Here is an 18,445-nt window from a genome sequence, read left to right as displayed (position 1 = left end):
GATTTTAAACAATTCAATCAACTTTTATTACAAAGTCCGGTTACCGTCTCGAGCGTTATGTGCATCGCAACATCTTGCTGCATCGCAATATTTTTAGTCGGAAGTCAGGAATTTTCAGGAATGCTCAAGAGTGAAGAAAGTTTCTTTCGGATATATAAGGGAATAATATCCGATAAATCTAACTTTAACATTATACTACACTGCATGATGAAGCGTAAGTGGCGATTCATTTGAGATTTATACAATGGGTAAACTGCAATGTCGTCGCCTTTTGGGTGGCTGAACCTAGGGCTTCGATCACGTTGGCGGTAGAACCGTACCGTGAATCGGCATTGCCATAAAAAATTGGCTTAAAAAATCCCAATCCCATCCTACACTCCTCGCTGCACTGCACTAACTACGCGTCCGAGACATTTCCGACCAATTCGCCAACATGAATGGAGTCATCTCTATGAAGTCTGCGACGAGATCGGCCACATCGGCTTTTTTCAGCGCTACGGAAAGCGACGTCTTTCCGCCAACGGGTGGAATCCTCAAGAGGGGATTCGACGTTACAGCCGCCCTGATGGGGCTGATCCTCATCAGCCCCCTCTTCCTGATGCTCATGCTCCTGGTGAAGCTTTCGGACCGGGGCCCGATCTTTTATGGCCATCGTCGTATTGGTCATAACGGCAAGACCTTCGGTTGCCTGAAGTTCCGCACCATGGTCGTCGATGGCGACAGGGTGCTGCAGGCCTACCTGCAGGCCAATCCCCGGGCGATGGACGAATGGCGCGCAACGCGCAAACTGCAAAACGACCCCCGCGTCACCCTCGTCGGCGCGGTGCTACGTAAACTGAGCCTCGACGAACTGCCGCAGCTCATCAATATCATCCGCGGCGAAATGAGTGTCGTCGGTCCCCGTCCTGTCGTCGAGGACGAGCTCGAGCGTTACGAAACCTCCGCGATCTACTACCTCCAGTCTCGCCCCGGCCTGACGGGTCTGTGGCAGGTCAGCGGCCGCAACGACGTCTCCTACGAAAGCCGCGTAGCCTTCGATACGCATTATGTCAAAAACTGGTCACTCAGCAGCGACATGATGATTATCGCCAAGACCATTCCTGCGGTTTGCCTCTCGCGCGGCAGCTACTGACGACGAAGCAGATACCGCGGGGAAGGTTCCTGCGGTTTCCCCGCACATGCGGGGCTGCGATCTAATAACAGGGAAGATCCTGCATGATTGAAATTAAGCCTTCTGGTAGGCTCGTTGGCGCGACTACACCTTTTCGTTGCGCCGCTCTCGTCCTCTTCAGCCTGTGCGTTGTATCAGGCAATGCCCGTGCCGATAGCCTTCCCGGATATCACCTGGGCGTCATGGACAAACTGAGCATTCGCGTCGCCGAATGGCAGACGGCAGAAGGCACGATCCGCGACTGGTCGGTAGTGTCGGGTGATTATACGGTCGGTCCTTCCGGCTCGGTTTCCATTCCTTTCATCGGGGACATGCCGGCCGCCGGCAAGACGACGGATGAGATCGCGGAAGCGATCGGCCTTGGGTTGCAGAAGCAGTTCGGTCTGCGCGATCGGCCCTCTGCTTCCGTGGAGCTTTCACAATTCCGGCCGATCTACCTCTCCGGCGAGGTCCAGAACCCGGGTTCATATCCTTTTGTACCCAACCTGACCGTTCTGAAGGCGGTGAGCCTGGGCGGCGGCATGCACCGCGCCGAGGCTGGCCAACGCTTCGCGCGCGATTTCATCAATGCCAAGGGCGATGCGGTCGTCCTCATGGCCGAACGCGGCCGGTTGCTGATGCGCCAGGCGCGTCTTTTGGCCGAAGTCGCCGGCAGGGATCAGATCGATATTTCGCCGGACCTTCAAAAAATGCCGCAATCGGCCGACCTGCTCGCCAGCGAAGAGGCTCTGATGAAGACGCGTAGCGTGCGTATGAAAACGCAGCTGCAGGCGTTGGCGGATCTCAAGGTGCTGCTGCAAAGCGAAGTCGAGGCGCTGGCGAAGAAGACCGATACGCTCAGCCGCCAACTCGATCTCGCCAAGGCAGACCGCGACAAGGTCGAGAGCTTGGCGGAACGAGGACTGGAGCTTGCCTCGCGCAGGATCTCGGCCGAACAGCGCGCGTCCGACGTGGAGACCAACCTGCTGGATACCGACACGGCATCGCTGAACGCCAAGCAGAGCATCAGCAAGGCCGATCAGGACGCGAATACGGTGCGCAACGATTGGCAGAATTCGCTCGCGCAGGATCTGCAGGACACCGACACCCAGTTGGAAACCCTGCAGCTCAAGCTCTCCACCAGCCAGGCATTGATGCAGGAGGCGGTCGCGCAATCGGCCGACGCCAGCAATATCGATGCCGGCGGGCAGGGCGTGAACATCGTCTATACCATCATACGGGATGAGAATGGTCAGGCGAAGGAAATCCCGGCCCAGGAAAATACCCTGGTGCTGCCCGGTGATCTCATCAAGGTGAGTGCCGGTCTAGCCATGCGATAAGGAGAGTCGATGCGGATCCGCAAATCGACCTTTATTCATCCGGGCAGCAACGCCACCTATGGCATGGTGGCGATTGCGCTTTCTTTCTTTGCCTTCGCCTATTCCTCCCGCTTCGGGCAGGCAGCTATTCTCGTCTATTACGCCCTGTGGTTTCCGCTGGTGCTGATCGATTATCGCCGGGTGCTTGGCAGCTATTCAAAGCAGCTCTGGATCTTTGCATTCGGCGTTTTTACCTGTCTCTCCATCTTCTGGTCGGTGGTGCCGCCGGTAACCGCCCGCGCCGCAATCCAGTATATGACGCATATCATCTGCGCGCTGATCGCCGTGCGTACGCTCGATATCCGCACATTGACGCGCGGCGCCATAGCCGGCACCAGTATCGTGCTGCTCTATTCGATGCTGTTCGGCTATTATGCCCTCGATGCGATCGACGGCACCTATAGTTTCGTCGGCGCCTTCGACTCGAAGAACCAGCTCGGCTTTTATGCCTCGCTCGGGATCTATTTCGCGTTCGCCGCCGTCTTCATCCTTGGCGAGCGTCGTATCTGGCTGCTTGGGGCAGGAGTCGTCGGCCTCATGGCAGCCTACTGTCTGCTTGCCTCGCAATCGGCAACGTCTGTGTTGGTTACCGGGCTGGTCGTGATGCTTAGCATCGGCATGCGCGTCATCCTGTTCCTGTCGCCAAAGCAGCGTAAAAAGCTGTTTGCCACCGCGGCCATATCCGGGATCATTCTCGTCGTCGCCGGCGTCTATCTCGGTGCCGTCGATCTCGTGCTCGGCGCCTTCGGCAAGGACTCGACACTGACCGGCCGCACCTATCTCTGGCAACAGGGAATAGCCGCCGCCACGATGCATCCCTTCTTTGGGATCGGCTATCAGGCCTATTGGGTACAAGGCTTCTCCGAGCCGGAACGCCTGTGGGAGGAATTCTACATCACCTCCCGCGCCGGCTTCCATTTCCACAATACGTTCATCGAAACCACGGTCGAAACCGGCCTGATCGGCGTCTTCCTGCTGGTGTCCATATTGCTGACGGCGGTTATCGGCCACCTCAAGCGGTTTCTCAACGACCTCAGAAACGATGAATCCTATGTTCTGTTCGGTCTGGCGACGCTGCTTTTGATCCGCGCTTTCGTCGAGATCGATATTCTTAATCCCTACCAGGTCGGCTCGTTCCTGCTGTACTTCATCGCGGGCAAGCTGACGATGAAGGCGCAAGCGCCACGCATGGCTCCGCTCGTCTCCGATGATCGGATGGAACTTGCGCCGCCTGCAAACTGGGAGGCTCAGGCCAGCAGATGAAAACTCTTTATAGCATCCAATATCTTCGCGCCATCGCCGCGCTCGCGGTCGTCCTTTTCCATGCGGCAGAGCGCAGCGGCGGCCATTTCCAGATCGGCGCAGCCGGTGTCGATGTCTTCTTCGTCATCAGCGGCTTCATCATGTGGACGATCAGCGAGCGGCGGCCTGTCACGCCCTGGCGGTTCCTGTTTGATCGCGTTCAGCGCATCGCCCCGTCCTACTGGATCGTTACCGCGATCATGATCGCTGGGGCAGTCGCCGGTCTGTTTCCGAACATGAAGCTGACGACCGGTCATATTCTGGGTTCGATGATTTTCATTCCGGAGCGCTCGCCGAGCAATGGCATGATCTGGCCGGTGCTGGTGCAGGGATGGACGCTGAACTACGAGATGTTCTTCTATGCCATATTCGGTGCGGCATTGCTCCTGTCGCGCAGCATACGACTCTTCAGCATAGCCAGCGTCTTCGCTGCCTTCGTGATCGCCGGCGTCATCTTCAGCCCGCAATCGCCGCTGCTCCTCACCTACACGCGGCCGATCATTTTGGAGTTCGTCGCAGGCATCCTCCTTGCCGAGCTATGGCTGTCCGGGACAATACCGAAGGCCGGCCTTGGGCTTGCCCTGATCGTCGTCGCTCTCTCGGGCTTTGCCGCTATCCAGCTCCTGCATCTCGAATTCAACGAGCTGACCTGCGGACCGCTCGCTCTGGCGCTGGTGCTTGGTACGGTATCGCTGGAGCGAAGCGGAAAGCTGCCTGATATTCCGCTGCTCACCTATCTCGGCAACGCCTCCTACTCGATTTATCTCTGGCACACGCTGGCGATTTCGGTGGTGATGAAATTGATGGCGCGCACGGAGCTACCCTCCGATGTCGCAACATTCATCTGTCTCGTCTCAGGCGTGCTGCTGGGCATCTGTGCCTATGAATTGGTCGAGAAGCCATTGCGTGGTCTCTTGAAGGGCCTGAGTTGGCAAAGATCGCGCCCATCACCGGTGTGATGGACAAGGCAAGTCTGCTGCTGAACCGGAGCAGGCTGTCATTGGCCGGACGAGCAGGGTGCCATGCCCTTAACTTGCCGCCTGACGGCGCCTTTGGCTTGGCTCTGGGGCGATAAAACTCGCGCGAAAAACGATCCCCCCGGCGATTTGATCGGATTGCCGGCGGCGCAGAGTGCATTTGCTTCGCGTGGTGTGGCCATCGGCCGTTCGATATGGCCAATTCTTTACGGCGATTGCTGTAGAAATCAGACAAAACCCAATAAAATCTGTGGGTTGAAGTTAATTTAGGGTAAACTAATTAATGGGGGCTTCCATGACCGGAAGCAGCTTGATCCAGCATCCTTTCAACTCGATATGGAGGAAACACCGTGCCCCGTCATTTTGCCTTTACACAACCCTCGTCACCAGGCCAGGAATTCATCATCGAGTTAACGGATGAACAGACAATCGACCATGCTTTGAAGATTCTTTCCGGCGAGGAGCAGAATGAAATTCATGTCCATGGCAGGATCATCAAGAGAACTCAGCCTCACAATCCGAAGTTCAGCTTTCACTTGGACCCACAGACCATACGATTCTTCTCGATGGCCATCGAAGTCTGCGATGCGAACATGGTCTATGTCGAGGATCATCTTGACGAAGCCGGCGGTGCCTTCCTCCCTGGAAATCATTGGTGCCCCTGGGATTCCAGACTGACCCGCGAAGTGACCTTCAACTAACAAAATAGAGTGGGCGGCAATCGAGGCGAGACGATCTCGCCCGGATTGCCGCCCACCCCAGCAATAGCCGGTGTCGAATATCTTCAGAGTCGCCGGCGGCGCAACTGATCGAAATAGACGATCACGATGATCAGCACGCCGGTGATGATGCGCTGCCAGAAGGAATTCAGGTTCAACAGGTTGGCACCGTTGTTGATAGTCGCCAGGATGAAGGCGCCGATCAGCGGGCCATAGACGGAACCGATCGCGCCAAACAGACTGGTGCCGCCGATAACCGACGATGCGATCGCCTGCAGTTCCCACCCATCGCCCTGGGTCGCATTGCCGATGGCTATACGCGAGGCAAGCAGAACGCCGACCAAGGCGGCGCAGGTTCCAGACAGTATATAGGCGAAATAGATCATCCCGTTGACGTTGACGCCGGACAGGCGCGCCGCCTCGCGGTTGGAGCCGACGGCGAAAAGATAACGGCCCCAACGGCTCAAATGCAGGAAGACGACGGCTGGAATTGCTACCACGATCACCATCCAGAACAGGCTCGGAATACCGAGAAAATCCGCGACGGCGAAATTTGTGAAAGCGTCGTTGACGATGTTGATGCTCGAACCGTTGGTGATCAGCAGGCCGATGCCGCGTAGAGAGGTCAGCGTCGCCAGCGTGATGATGAAGGGCGGCAAGCCCATGCGCACGATACCGAAGCCATGGAATGCCCCGATAAGAACCCCGAACAGCAAGGTAATGAGGATAGCGGCCCAGATCGGAACTCCGGCCTGGAGCAGCCAGGCGACGACTACGGTGCAGAAGCCAACGATTGCGCCAACGGAAAGATCGATGCCACCGGTGATGATGACAAAGGTTTGTCCAAGCGCAAGGATGGCCGTCATCGACCCCTGGCGCGCCAGGTTGGTGATGTTGAGCTGCGTCCAGAACACGTCTGTCGAGAAGCCGAGTACGACCCATAGTGCAATCAGAAGCAGGATCAGCGTCAGACTGAAGAGGATATTCATCTTACGCCGCGGTGCAATGGCGGGGCCTTCTGTCGTGTTGACGACCATTTTTTGTTCTCCTCTTTCTATTTTTTATCGCTCAGACGCCGATGGCCTCGCCAAGGACTTCCTCATGCGTGGCAGCGTGAAAATCATGGCTAGCGACCAGCTGGCCGCGGCGGAATACATGTAGACGATCGGCGAGCTCGTAAACCTCGGGCAGGTAGGAGGATATGACGATGATGCCCGCGCCGTCGCGAAGCAACTTGGCGAACAGCCGATAGATTTCCGCCTTGGTGCCGACATCGACACCCACCGTCGGCTCGTCGAAGATGAAAAGCTTGGCGCCATGGCTCAGCCATTTACCGATGACCACCTTCTGCTGATTGCCGCCGGACATGGCGGAAACCAGGACCCGCCGGCTGGGCGTCTTTATGCTGAGATCGCGAATCTGCTTGTCGGCGTTAGCAGCCTCGCTCTTGTTATTGATGATCGGACCGCGGCTTAACCGCTTAAACACAGGCAAATTGATGTTGAGACCGATCGGCAGGTTGAGGCAGAGCCCCTGATCGCGGCGGCTTTCTGGCGCGAGCGCGATGCCGAGCTCCATCGCGTCGCGCTCGTTGCGGATTTCGACCTTGCGACCCTGCCAATAGATTTCGCCTGCCGAGACCGGCTGACGGCCATAGAGGCCGAGCGCGAACTCGCTGCGGCCGGCGCCGATAAGCCCATAAAGTCCAACGATCTCGCCGGCCCGTACAGTCAGCGAGACATCCTCGAAACCGGGACCGGAAAGGCCGCGCGTCTCGAGGATGGGTTCACCTATCGGGATCTCTTCCTTGTGGTAGATCTGTTCGATCGAGCGATTGATCATCAGCTTGATCAGTTCGTCGTCATTGGTCTCGGCAATCAGGCGAGTGCCGACATGCGTGCCGTCGCGCAGCACGGAAACGCGGTCGGCTAGCTCGAAGACTTCCTCCATGCGGTGGCTGATATAGACGATCGTCACGCCTTCGCTCTGCAGGCGGCGGATCAGCTTGAACAACTGCGCCGATTCCTTGCGCGTCAAATAGGCCGTCGGCTCATCGAAGATGAGGAATTGCGTGCCGCGCATGGCGGCGCGGGCGGTTGCGACCAATTGCTGCTGACCAATGGTGAGAGAGCTCAGGAGGTCGGCGGCCGGCAGTCCGAAGCCGAGATCGTCAAGCACCGTCTGGGCCATAGCGACCATCTGCTTCTTGCGCATCAGGCCGAAGCGATTGACTTCATCACCGAGAAAGAGATTGGCCGCGACCGTCAGATGCGGGCAAAGGACGACTTCCTGATGCACGGCGTTGATGCCGCGCGCGATCGCTTCATTGGGATTGGCAAGGGCGACCGGATGGCCGCACCAGAATATCTCCCCGGCCGTCCTGCTGATGACGCCAGTCAGGAGCTTGATGAGCGTCGACTTGCCGGCTCCGTTTTCACCGACAATCGCATGAATCTCACCCGCCAGAAATGTGATCGTCGCAGGTTTCAGCGCTTCGACATAGCCATAGCGCTTCTGCAATCCCTTGAGTTCGAGGATAGGCGAGCCGGCCGGAACGCGACTTGCTTCCGTCTTGACCTTGTCATCGTGCCGATGGCTGATTTCTTCGAGGCTCGTCATGGGTCTCCTCCCTCTGGCATCATCGCGCGGCCGCCCAAGAAGCGGACAGACGAAGAGGCTGCGGCCGAGGAACCGGCCGCAGCCTCTAAGCTTTACTTGACCTTCGGATTGATCAAGGCCTCGATCTTCGGATCGCTCATGTTGGCCTTGGTCACGAGGTTGGCGCCGGTGTCGACGTTGGCTTCAACCTTTTCGCCCTTGGAGACGGCGAGAGCGGTCTTGATGCCGTCGTAACCCATGCGGTACGGGTCCTGAACGACGAGGCCGGCAATGGCGCCGCTCTTGAGGAAGCCAAGGGTCTTGTCGTCGCTGTCGAAGCCGATGACCTTGACCTTGTCACTGAGCTTGTTTTCAGCAATGGCCTGGCCGACACCCTGCGCCATGATCAGATTGGAGGCAAAGACGCCAACGATCTTCGGATTTGCCGTGATCAGGTCAGTCATGATGTTGAGGCCAGTCGTTGCCTGACCGTCCGCATACTTGTCGGCGACAACCTTCAGGCCCGGATACTTGGTCTTGACCTGATCCAGGAAGCCCGTGCGGCGCTGTTCGAGAGAACCGGCGCCGGGCGTGTTGGTGATGATGACGACATCGCCTTCTTCCTTGCCGGTCATTGCCTTGATCGCGGCAGCAAGGCCATCAGCGGCGATGCGGCCGCCCTGCGTGTTGTCGGTCGTCAGAAATGACTTGAAAGCCTTGGAGTCGGCGCCGGAGTCTATGCCGATAATCGGAACGGACTTCGCTGCTTCGTCCACCGGCTTGCCAAGTGCCTTGAACTCGGTCGGCGAGATGACGATTGCGGCCGGCTTGCCGGCAACAACGTTTTCAAGAATGCTGATCTGACCGTTGACGTCGGTTTCAGCCTGCGCACCCAGCTCCGGCACCTTGACGCCAAGATCCTTGCCGGCTTTGCGTGCGCCGGCGAGAACGATCTGCCAATAGAAGGATGTCGTGTCCTTGACGATGATCGGGATCGTCACTTCGGCCGCGAAGGATTGCGCAGGCATGGCGACGGCGATCATGGCCGCGCCGGCAAGACCGGCAAAGGTGCGGCGGGACAGAAGGGATTTAGCGATGGTCATTGATTTCTCCTCTCAACGCGCTCTTCTCCTGCACACCGGCCGTTGAACGCTTGCGGCTCGGTACCGTGAACACCAGATGGTTCACGCATTGCGGAGCGGCACATAGCCACCCCGCCAAAACAGGCTTTCCTCCTCCACGAGCCGTCTCTCCCGACGGCCCGATAGCTCCTTATTTCCTCATTAGACCCGAACGGCGCCGTCTCCCAAAGGCGGCGCGACCAGGGTCAATCCTTCGAACTCCGCATAAAGGCTCGCCGGAAGCTTTAGGTCCACGAGCTGCATGTTGCGGGTAAGACTTGATGCTTTCGCCGTGCCGATCAGCACCGAAGCCACGGACGGCTGGCTTAGCGGAAACTGGATGGCGGGTGCGGCAAGCGGCAGGCCGTGACGGCGGGCGATTTCCTCCATCGCCCCCACTTTGACCAGAACATCCGGCGTCGCCGGAAGGTAGTCGAAATGCGCGTCGGGTACGGGGCCGGTCGCGAGAATACCGGAATTGAAGACACCGCCGACAACGAGCGACGTGCCCTTCTTTTCGCAAAGCGGCAGCAGTTCCGCGACCGCCGAACGGTCAAGCAGCGTATAGCGGCCGGCAAGCAGGATGCAGTCGATATCGGCTGCATGCATGACATCGAGGCAAACGGGCACCTCGTTGACGCCAAGACCATAGGCTTTGATCGTGCCTGATGATTTCAACTCCTCCAGAGCCTTGATGCCGGAGCCGAGCAGCTGGCCGAGATAATGCTCGTTCAGCGCCTTGCCATGGGTGTAGCCGCCGATATCGTGGACGTAGAGAATGTCGATGCGGTTGAGGCCGAGGCGGGCATAGCTGAACTCCACCGACCGCATGATGCCGTCATAGGAATAATCATAATCCGCATCGAAGGGCAGGGGATCGACATAACCGTAATTCGGGACCTTGTCGGTCGGAACGGGTCGCATCAATCGCCCGACCTTCGTCGACAGCACATAGCTGTCTTCCGGCTGACTACGCAGGAAATCGCCGACGTATCGTTCGCCGAGACCGAAGCCATACCATGGGGCGACGTCGAAATAGCGGATGCCGCTACCCCATGCCGCCTGCAGGGTTTCCATGGCCTGATCGCGAGGGCAGGCGCGATAAAGACCGCCGAGCGCTGCTGCACCGAAACTGATTTCGGTAACCTCCAGCTCCGTCCTGCCGATTCTTCTCTTCTTCATCACCTCTCCCTTGTGATGATTAATCGCTTGGTTTCCGCCGCGCCTGGCTTGTCAGAGGGTCGGCACAACGTCGTCGAATGCACTAACTATCTACAACGTCGCCCCAAGATGCCAGGGCACGAATTCGTTATCGCCATAGCCGAAGGTTTCGCTTTTGGTCTTCTTGCCGGATGCGATCTCGATGATCAGTTCGAAGATCTCGCGGCCCTTGCCCGATATCGTTGCCTCGCCGGTGGCAATGGTGCCGCAATCGATGTCCATGTCCTCTTCCATCGATTGATACAGCGCCGAATTGCTCGACAGCTTGAACGACGGTGCCGGACGTGAGCCGAAACAGCTGCCGCGACCGGTCGTAAAAGCGATCATGTTCGCGCCGCCGGCCACCTGACCGGTTGCGGAAACCGGATCGTAGCCGGGCGTGTCCATGAAGACGAGCCCATGCTCCGTTACCCGTTCAGCATAGCCGTAGACCGCGGTCAGCGGCGACCGGCCGCCCTTGGCAACAGCCCCGAGTGACTTCTCCAGAATGGTGGTCAACCCGCCGCGCTTGTTGCCGGGAGAGGGATTGTTGTCCAGCGAGGCGCCGTGCAGCGCGACATACTTTTCCCACCAGTCGATTTTCGCGTCGAGCTTGGCGGCGACCTCGTTGTTGACGGCCCGGCTGCGCAGCAAATGCTCGGCGCCATAAATCTCCGAGGTTTCCGACAGGATCGTCGTGCCACCGGCCGCGGCCAGCAGGTCGGCGGCTGCACCCAACGCCGGATTGGCAGTGATGCCGGAGAACCCGTCCGAGCCGCCACATTGCAGGCCGACGATGATTTCGCTGATCGAGATCGGTTCGCGTTGAGCCTGGCCGACGTCTTCCGAAATCTCCTTCAGAACGCCCATGGCAAGCGCGACGGCGCGCCGTGAGCCGCCGGCATCCTGGATGTTGAAGTGCCGCTTGCTGGCGCCGGCTCCGCTCTGGCCATAGAGCGTCAGCTGATTGACCTCGCAGCCGAGGCCAATCATCAGCACGCCGCCGAAATTCACATGGCGTGTATAGCCGGCAAGCGTACGATGCAGCGTCAGCATGCCGTCGCCGGTTGAGCTCATGCCGCAGCCTTGGTCGTGCACGATCGGCACGAAACCGTCGATGCCGTCATAATGCGGAAGGAGCTTCCGGTTTGCCTCTTCCGCGATGGCGCGGCAAACCGTGGTGGAACAGTTCACGCTGGCAATGATGCCGATGTAGTTGCGGGTGGCGGCCCGGCCGTCGGCGCGGCGATAGCCCATGAAGGTGCGGGCCTTGTCGGCCTCGGTCGCTTCCTCTGGCGCCGCATTGGCCGTTGCCGCGAGCCGATCGTTTTCGAAATGCAGATTGTGGCTATGGACGTGATCGCCGGCCTTGACCTCGGCGGTCGTGCGCCCGATGGCCTGGCCGTATTTCACCACGGGCGTGCCGAGAGGAATGTCACGGATGGCGAATTTGTGGCCGGGGTCGATCTTGCCTCGCGTCGAGACACCGTTGGCGACTACGACACCGGCTTCGATGGTCGCCGTTGCCACGGCGACATTGTCGCCCTCCGACAGAAGGATCCAAGGCTGGCTGTTCAAAGTTCTCTCCCAGAACAATCTTGCAGTTCGGCGAGCCTCTCCCGGGCCATTGCCGATTGCTTTTGTTTTTTATCTACAATAAACATTTTGAAGTCAACGAGGAAATCATTCGGCGGTTCCGGAGAGGAGAGAGCGACGCATACAAGCGGTGCTCCCGCGCTGGATTGCTATCCGAGCAGGCTACTGAGATCGCCGCCGATAGAGAGCAGCGAGTGATAAGCGAGGGGGAAATGGCGAGACAAAACACGCTCTTCAAGGAGGCGTATAACCGCTACGTCGCCGGCCTGAAGCCGGATGCCGCCCTGCCGACCGAGCCCGAGATCGCCGCCGAACTCGGCGTCAGCCGCAGCACGGCGCGCGCCATTCTGATGCGCCTCAGTGATGCCGGCATCATTCGCTGGAACAAGCGGCAAAAGACCGTGCTGCGCCAGCCGACCGAGGCGGACTTGTTTCCGCAGGAAGAGACCAATTCGCTGCACGACATCATCGAGCGCAGTTTCATGCTGCGCATTCTCTCCGACGAAGCGCAGCCAGGCATGCAGATCAACGAGCTGGAACTGGCGCGCGAGATCGGTACAGGAACATCGGTGGTGCGCGAATTCCTCATTCGCTTCAGCCGTTTCGGCCTGATCGAGAAGCGGCCGAACAGCCATTGGATCCTGAAGGGCTTCACCAGCGAATTCGCGCTCGAACTTGCCGACGTGCGCGAAATGTTCGAGCTGCATTCGGCGGCCGAATTCGGACGCATGCCGCCGGATCATCCGGCATGGGCGGATCTGGCCGTCATTCAGCAGGAACATTATGATCTGCTGGAGGATTTCGACGAGCGTTACCGTGATTTTTCGCGGCTCGACGAAAGATTCCATCTTCTCATTCATCGCGCCTCGAAGAACCGCTTCATCGCCGATTTCTACGACGCGATCGCCATCGTCTTCCACTATCACTACCAGTGGAACAAGGCCTTCGCCCGCGTGCGCAATTCACGCGCCATCGCCGAACATCTCGACTATATCGACGCGCTGCAATCACGCGACCCCAAGCGGATCGATATGGCCTGCCGCAAGCATCTCGCCTCGGCACGGCAAACGCTGCTGCAATCCATTCCGCAGAATGCGGGGGAGACTGCGGAGACGGATATTTCCACTGTGCGCGGCTAGCGAGATTTCGCCAACACCGCGCCTAAACGATACCAGCGCATTGGAGAGCAACGGCGATATTTCTTGACCGCCCGTTGCTCCATCAGCAAATCATTCCGCCTTCAGTTCCACAGTCTGGTTTGCAAAGCGCGCCGAAGATACCTCGACCGTGATCGTACCAGCCTCACCGGTTGCCTGCAGCCAAAAGCCCGTCGTGCCGCCCTGGAAAGGCACGGCATCTGGCCCGATGACCTTCGCCGGGCCGCTGACCTTGATCGTTGCGACGTCGTTGAGGAAGGGCAGGCGGGTACCGGCCTGGTCGAGCGCTCGGATAATGACGCGGGTCGTGTCACGTTCGTCGGTACGCAGTGTCAGGCTATCGGCCTGCACCTCCAGCCTCGTCGGCAGCGGATTGGCGACCATATGCAGCTCCGCGACCGGCTTGCTATTGACGTAACCGGCGAAGCGCGCGTCTTCCCACTCCATTCCCCAGACGCCGAGTTCGTCCTGGGTGAAATTGCGATGATCGAAAATAATGGGCGGGTGCGGCAAATGCGGGAAGCTCTCGCGATCGGGGCCGAGGCGCTTGGTCAGAGAACCGTAGCGTAGTTCGACCTCGTCGCAATTGGTCAGCACGATCAGCGGCAGCGCGCCGCCGATATTGCGCTCGCCGCGCGCCCAGATCGTCACCGGCTTCATGATGACCTCCTCGGAAGGCTCGCACTGGCTGGCATAGGCATAGGCCGCGAATTTCGGCTCGCGGAACATGTCCATGACGCCGTGATAGCAGACGCGGTCGCCGGAGCCGAAGTCGCTGTGCGTGTTGTAGTCGAACATGCACCAGCCGATGGCACCGGAGATCGAGGGATCGCCATAGGCCGCGTTCAGCACTTCCAGATGCCGGCGCACATGCTCGGCCTGGCGCTGCTCCTGATCGTAGATCTTCGTCGGATACATGTGGCCGCCGAATTCGGTGATCAGGTAGGGCACGTTCTTCGACAGGCCGGTATTTTCCTGCTGTGGCCGCAGCGGCGTGCGTGGGCGATTGGCGCCCGGCAGTTCCTCGTTGCCGAGGATGAAGTCGTTCATCGTGTAGACGTCCTCAAGCATTTCGCTCTCGATAATGTAGCGCACGCCGCCGGTCTGGCGGGTGGGATCGAGCTCGCGCGCCAGCCGGTTGGTCTCGGCGTAGAAATCATGCGAATCCTGCGACTCGTTGATACGCACGCCCCAGATGATGATAGACGGATGGTTCCAGTCGCGCTCGATCATGCGGCGGACGTTGCGGATTGATTCCTGCTGCCATTCCTTGCCGCCGATATGCTGCCAGCCGGGGATTTCCTCGAAGACCAGCAGGCCGATACGGTCGCAATGGTCGAGGAACCATTTCGATTGCGGATAATGCGAGGTGCGTACGACATTGCACTTCAACGTCTGCTTCATGATCTCGGCATCACGCTCCTGCGCCGAGCGGCCCATGGCATAGCCGGAATAGGGGAAGGCCTGATGACGGTTGAGACCGCGCAGCTTCAGCTTGCGGCCGTTCAACAGGAAACCTTCATCGGTGAACGCGGCGGTGCGGAAACCGAATGTCGTTGAATATCGGTCGGAGCCGTGATCGGTCTTCAGCTCAGCTTCCAGCGTGTAGAGTACGGGAGTGTCGAGGTCCCACAGTGAGATGCCGGAGAGATTGTCGAAGGAGAAGCTCACGCTGCCGCCCGAGGTCTCGCTGGTCGCGGACGCCAGCGCCTTGCCGTCCGGCGCGCGGAGGTTTGCGGTCACCATACCATTGAAGGCGAGGCTTTGCGGGTTGGTGATATCGCAGCGCACCGTCGCGGATTTACTATCGTCCAGTACGTTGCCGGTCTCGACCTTGATATTGGCGATCGAGACGGGTGCTGCAAGCTTGAGCCAGACGTCGCGGTAGATGCCGGCATAGGTGAGATAGTCGATGCGGCCGCCGAACGGCGGGATCTCAGGGTTCTCGCTACCATCGATCTTGACGGTGATCAGGTTATCGCCTTGCTTCAGGCGCCCCGTCAGCCGTGCCTCGAAGGGCGTGTAGCCATCCTGATGCGCGACGATTTCCTCGCCGTTGAGATAAACCACCGCGTCGGCCATGGCGGCGTCGAATACCAGCGATACCTCGCGCCCGGCGAAGTCGTCGCTCCAGGGCAGGATTTTCTGATAAGTGAAGGCGCGCTGATAGGATTTCTCATCGAGATAGTTGAACGGTAGTTCGACCGCCGTGTGCGGCAATGCGACTGGCTGTCCTTCCTGGCGGCGGCCGGCGTCAGCGGCCGAAAAGCCTTCATGAAAAGTCCAGGATTCGTTGAAAGCGACAACAGAACGCATATTCAATCCTATCAGAAGAGCCCGTCTTACCTGGGACGAACAGATGTTGCTTAGACAAAGAGGTGCGGCCGTGACGCGATTATGGCCGCAGCGGGCGATATCTATACAGGCCTTCAAGCATGGCGCAACGCAATCGGAGGCAGGATCGGCGATTTCGCCGAAAACGTTTTCGGCTGACCTCTTTAGAGCTTACTTCTGCGGCCGTTATGTCAAGAAAGTTAGGCTCTTAGCGCCAGTTGGAGAGCAAGCTGCGGCGGCATGCCGCAGCTTGCCAAGGATGATTCGGCTATTTGCCTCGAGCGCCTCTGCCGTCGTCCCCAGGGCTGCGCACGGCCGCATACATGCCGGTGGTGCGGAATTCGGTGGGATTGATGCCGTAGATGCGGCGGAAGGCTTTCGAGAAATAATTGGCGTCATCGAAACCCGACATGATCGCCACCTCCTTGACCGGAATGAAAGCGGCCTTGGTCAGAAGCTTGGCGGCTCGCTGCATGCGCTGTTGCAGGACATACTCGGCCGGCGGCAAGCCTTCGCTATCGGCAAAGACCCGGGAGAAATGGGCGCGGCTGAGACCGCTGACCCTAGCAAGCTCGCTGACGGGGAGAGGCTGGTCGAGATTGGCGGCGACATAGTCGATAACTGCCTGCATGGCGGAGCGGTCGGCGGCGATCGCGTGCGAACCGAAGACATCGTCATAAAGCGCCATCGCGGCTTCATAAGCCACCGCCGAAGCGGAGGCCGGTGTTGTGGCGCCACGCACCAGCCGCAGGCTGCAATCGGCGAGATGATCGATCGTTGCCGGCTGCAATTTCAAGACCGGTCCGGCGGCGGCGAGAATCAGGCGGTGGATGCGCAAGGCTTCCTCGCCATTCATCGATATCCAGAAATACTCCCAGCGTTCGCCTTTTTCCAACCAGTAGCGGTGATTGTGCGGCACCAGCACCAGCAGCGTATCGCCAGGCCCGACGCGATAATTGCGGTTCTCGTAACGCAGCCGGCCGCTGCCGCTGATCGTATGTTGGAGCACCGTGAACGGTGTCAGGCCGCGCCGGCGTCCGTCCCAATCATAAACTTCGTTATCCCTTATTTCATAGCCGGCGCTGGTCGGCATAGCATGCAGCCGGTGGCGGCCGCGCGGCAGCGAAACAGTCCGCATGGTCTGGCCGTTGGTGATCAAATCCTGCAGCACAAAATTACCCTTGAAAGCATAATTGTTCTCTGGTCGATCCGGCGATTATAGGCATAATCCCGCCAGAAAACAGCATGTACCTGCCGATGAGGACCGGCAGGAGGAGGAGAAAATGCTCGTTTCGCCCTCTCGCCCGACGCCGTGCGATCATGGGACGAAAATACCATTCTCTTTTCCGCCGCTGATCGTTAGACCGACTTCAAGGTGAGGATCATGAGTTTCAAAATCGCCATTATCGGCGCAGGCAGCGTCGGCTTCACGAAAAAGCTGTTCACCGACATTCTCTGCGTGCCGGAGTTCCAGGACGTCGAATTCGCGCTGACCGATGTCAGCGAGCATAATCTTTCGATGATCAAGGCGATCCTTGACCGGATCGTCGAGGCGAACAAGCTGCCGACACGGGTAACGGCCACCACCGAGCGCCGCGCGGCGATCTCCGGTGCGCGCTACATCATCAGTTGCGTGCGGGTCGGCGGGCTGGAGGCCTATGCCGAGGATATCCGTATTCCCCTGAAATACGGTATCGACCAATGCGTCGGCGATACGATCTGCGCCGGCGGCATCCTTTATGGCCAGCGCAACATTCCGGTCATTCTCGATTTCTGCAAGGATATCCGCGAGGTCGCCGAGCCCGGCGCAAAGTTCCTGAACTATGCCAACCCGATGGCGATGAACACCTGGGCGGCGATCGAATACGGCAAGGTCGACACGATCGGCCTCTGCCACGGCGTCCAGCATGGCGCGGAGCAGATTGCGGAGGTGCTTGGCGCAAAGAACAAGTCGGAGCTCGACTATATTTGCTCGGGCATCAACCACCAGACCTGGTTCACCGATCTTCGCTTCAACGGGCGCAAGATTGGCAAGGACGAACTGGTCGCCGCCTTCGAGGCGCATCCGGTGTTCTCGCAGCAGGAAAAGCTGCGCATCGACGTGCTGAAGCGCTTCGGGGTCTACTCCACCGAAAGCAACGGCCATCTATCCGAATACCTGCCCTGGTATCGCAAGCGGCCGGACGAGATCAACAAGTGGATCGACATGTCCGACTGGATCCATGGCGAGACGGGCGGTTATCTGCGCCATTCCACTGAGACCCGCAACTGGTTCGAGACGGAATTCCAGCAGATCCTCGACAGTGCGTCGCAGCCCATCGACCCGGCCAGGCGCTCGAATGAACATGCAAGCCATATTCTCGAGGCATTGGAGACCAATCGCGTCTATCGCGGCCACTTCAACGTCAAGAACAACGGGGTCATCACCAATCTGCCGGCCGATGCCATCATCGAGTCACCCGGCTTCGTCGATCGGTTCGGCATCAACATGGTCGCCGGCATCACGCTGCCGGAGGCCTGCGCCGCCACCTGCATTTCCTCGATCAATGTCCAGCGCATGTCGGTGCATGCCGCCATTAGCGGCGATCTCGACCTGCTGAAGCTCGCCGTTCTGCATGATCCACTGGTCGGCGCCGTCTCGACGCCGGAAGAAGTCTGGCAGATGGTTGACGAAATGGTCGTCGCGGAAGCACGTTGGTTGCCGCAATATGCCCATGCCGTCGAGGGTGCCAAGGATCGCCTGTCGCGGGCCAAGGTGAAGACCCGTGACTGGAAGGGTGCGGCCAGCCGCAACGTCCGCTCGATCGAGGAGTTGAGAGCGGAGAAGGCGGCTTTGAAACAGGCCGGTTAACGCATGAGCATTCGGGACATAGTGGCGGCGGGACTTTCAGGAGGAAGGTCCCGCCGCATCA

14 protein-coding genes are annotated in these 18,445 nt (G+C 59.0%); 7 read left to right on the top strand and 7 right to left on the bottom strand.

Annotation, left to right across the window (positions count from 1 at the left end; genetic code table 11):
* The first annotated feature begins 451 nt into the window (after positions 1-451).
* The 5 genes from RRH01S_RS23785 (at position 452) to RRH01S_RS23765 (ending at position 5,509) form a co-directional block, all read left to right on the top strand.
* Positions 452-1,132, top strand: coding sequence for a sugar transferase (locus RRH01S_RS23785; protein ID WP_007691909.1), 681 nt, complete (start codon positions 452-454; stop codon positions 1,130-1,132).
* Between the two features lie 83 nt (positions 1,133-1,215).
* On the top strand, positions 1,216-2,490 hold the full coding sequence (locus RRH01S_RS23780; RefSeq protein WP_034515980.1) for a polysaccharide biosynthesis/export family protein: 1,275 nt from the start codon (positions 1,216-1,218) through the stop codon (positions 2,488-2,490).
* Positions 2,491-2,499: 9 nt separating this feature from the next.
* On the top strand, positions 2,500-3,792 hold the full coding sequence (locus tag RRH01S_RS23775) for an O-antigen ligase family protein (protein WP_034515981.1): 1,293 nt from the start codon (positions 2,500-2,502) through the stop codon (positions 3,790-3,792).
* Positions 3,789-4,790 carry an acyltransferase family protein gene (locus RRH01S_RS23770; protein WP_015917856.1) on the top strand — a complete coding sequence of 334 codons (1,002 nt, stop codon included), beginning with the start codon at positions 3,789-3,791 and terminating at the stop codon, positions 4,788-4,790. Before RRH01S_RS23775 ends, RRH01S_RS23770 begins: the two co-directional genes overlap by 4 nt.
* 368 nt (positions 4,791-5,158) lie before the next feature.
* Positions 5,159-5,509, top strand: coding sequence for a BP74-related protein (locus RRH01S_RS23765; RefSeq protein ID WP_042474422.1), 351 nt, complete (start codon positions 5,159-5,161; stop codon positions 5,507-5,509).
* A gap of 83 nt (positions 5,510-5,592) precedes the next feature.
* Here RRH01S_RS23765 and RRH01S_RS23760 read toward each other — a convergent pair whose 3' ends face one another.
* The 5 genes from RRH01S_RS23760 to RRH01S_RS23740 form a co-directional block, all read right to left on the bottom strand.
* The gene (locus tag RRH01S_RS23760) at positions 5,593-6,564 is read right to left on the bottom strand and encodes an ABC transporter permease (protein WP_015917855.1); all 972 of its coding nucleotides are present in this window, start codon (positions 6,562-6,564) and stop codon (positions 5,593-5,595) included.
* Positions 6,565-6,595: 31 nt separating this feature from the next.
* Complete coding sequence (locus RRH01S_RS23755) at positions 6,596-8,146, bottom strand: sugar ABC transporter ATP-binding protein (RefSeq protein WP_042474420.1); 1,551 nt, start codon at positions 8,144-8,146, stop codon at positions 6,596-6,598.
* Positions 8,147-8,238: 92 nt separating this feature from the next.
* On the bottom strand, positions 8,239-9,228 hold the full coding sequence (locus tag RRH01S_RS23750; protein ID WP_042474417.1) for an ABC transporter substrate-binding protein: 990 nt from the start codon (positions 9,226-9,228) through the stop codon (positions 8,239-8,241).
* A 180-nt stretch (positions 9,229-9,408) separates the two neighbouring features.
* Positions 9,409-10,428 (bottom strand): aldo/keto reductase, encoded by a 1,020-nt coding sequence (locus tag RRH01S_RS23745; RefSeq protein ID WP_042474414.1) that lies wholly within the window; start codon positions 10,426-10,428, stop codon positions 9,409-9,411.
* 90 nt (positions 10,429-10,518) lie between these two features.
* Positions 10,519-12,024 carry a UxaA family hydrolase gene (locus RRH01S_RS23740; RefSeq protein ID WP_042474411.1) on the bottom strand — a complete coding sequence of 502 codons (1,506 nt, stop codon included), beginning with the start codon at positions 12,022-12,024 and terminating at the stop codon, positions 10,519-10,521.
* 230 nt (positions 12,025-12,254) lie between these two features.
* Here RRH01S_RS23740 and RRH01S_RS23735 point away from each other — a divergent pair, with 230 nt between their 5' ends.
* Positions 12,255-13,181, top strand: a complete 927-nt coding sequence (locus tag RRH01S_RS23735; protein WP_034515991.1) for a GntR family transcriptional regulator — start codon at positions 12,255-12,257, stop codon at positions 13,179-13,181.
* Positions 13,182-13,271: 90 nt separating this feature from the next.
* Here RRH01S_RS23735 and RRH01S_RS23730 read toward each other — a convergent pair whose 3' ends face one another.
* Both RRH01S_RS23730 and RRH01S_RS23725 read right to left on the bottom strand, forming a co-directional pair.
* Positions 13,272-15,515, bottom strand: a complete 2,244-nt coding sequence (locus tag RRH01S_RS23730; RefSeq protein ID WP_042474408.1) for a glycoside hydrolase family 2 protein — start codon at positions 15,513-15,515, stop codon at positions 13,272-13,274.
* Between the two features lie 286 nt (positions 15,516-15,801).
* A complete protein-coding gene (locus tag RRH01S_RS23725; protein ID WP_034515993.1) occupies positions 15,802-16,704 on the bottom strand; it encodes an AraC family transcriptional regulator in 903 nt (300 codons plus the stop codon).
* Between the two features lie 213 nt (positions 16,705-16,917).
* On the opposite strand from RRH01S_RS23725, the gene RRH01S_RS23720 reads away from it, so the two are divergent.
* Entirely contained in the window at positions 16,918-18,384 is a 1,467-nt protein-coding gene (locus tag RRH01S_RS23720; RefSeq protein ID WP_034515994.1) for an alpha-glucosidase/alpha-galactosidase, read from the top strand.
* Positions 18,385-18,445 lie beyond the last annotated feature (61 nt).

The organism is Rhizobium rhizogenes NBRC 13257, from assembly GCF_000696095.1.
GTDB classification, from domain to species: domain Bacteria; phylum Pseudomonadota; class Alphaproteobacteria; order Rhizobiales; family Rhizobiaceae; genus Rhizobium; species Rhizobium rhizogenes.
Note: the sequence above shows the minus strand (reverse complement) of the source record. Positions and strands in the feature narration are given on the sequence as shown.